This window comes from Haemophilus sp. UMB1048, assembly GCF_030218125.1.
In the GTDB taxonomy this organism is placed as follows: domain Bacteria; phylum Pseudomonadota; class Gammaproteobacteria; order Enterobacterales; family Pasteurellaceae; genus Haemophilus_D.
The window spans coordinates 1-779 of sequence record NZ_JASOPB010000019.1 but is presented as its reverse complement, the minus strand read 5'-3'; the positions used below and the strand labels follow the sequence as shown (position 1 = coordinate 779).

Annotated in this window: 2 tRNA genes and 1 rRNA gene; all 3 read right to left on the bottom strand. The window is 41.3% G+C overall.

Annotation, left to right across the window (positions count from 1 at the left end):
- Window positions 1–234, bottom strand: a 23S ribosomal RNA gene (locus tag QP437_RS09665); the annotation flags it as partial.
- Between the two features lie 232 nt (window positions 235–466).
- A tRNA-Ala gene (locus tag QP437_RS09660) sits at window positions 467–542 on the bottom strand.
- Window positions 543–595: 53 nt separating this feature from the next.
- Window positions 596–672 (bottom strand) — tRNA-Ile (locus QP437_RS09655).
- Between the last annotated feature and the right edge of the window lie 107 nt (window positions 673–779).

The following is a 779-nucleotide window of genomic DNA, read 5'->3' as shown; positions in this document are numbered from 1 at the left end:
ATCTCGGTTGATTTCTTTTCCTCGGGGTACTTAGATGTTTCAGTTCTCCCGGTTTGCCTCACTTACCTATGTATTCAGTAAGTGATAGTAGATTCTTCATCTACTGGGTTTCCCCATTCGGACATCTTGGATTAAACGCCTCTTATCGACTCATCCAAGCTTTTCGCAGATTAGCACGTCCTTCATCGCCTCTGATTGCCAAGGCATCCACCTTGTACGCTTAGTCACTTAACTATACAACCTCAAAAATTCTTGATGTTGTGTTTTCAACTAAACACTTGATTGCTTTTGTTCAATCAAGATTTTATTCTTACTCAGACTTTTTCTTATCCTTTAAAGGACTTGAAAGTCTCTTCAGTTTTTCAGCTTGTTTCCTGGTTGTTAAAGAACAGAAATAACATTTTCAGTTATCATCGTTAAATAAACTCATTAAGTATAAAAACTCAATTTACTTAACGATGATAAGTGGTGGAGATAAGCGGGATCGAACCGCTGACCTCCTGCGTGCAAGGCAGGCGCTCTCCCAGCTGAGCTATATCCCCATATCATCGTTTATTTATTACCTTATTCACCTTCATCACTCACTCAGTTTGAGTGGTGGGTCTGAGTGGACTTGAACCACCGACCTCACCCTTATCAGGGGTGCGCTCTAACCACCTGAGCTACAGACCCAAGGGAATAACGGCTTTCTGCTCGATATTGTCTACAATATATCAATCAATCTGTGTGGACACTTATTGTCTCTCGTTTTTGGTAAGGAGGTGATCCAACCGCAGGTT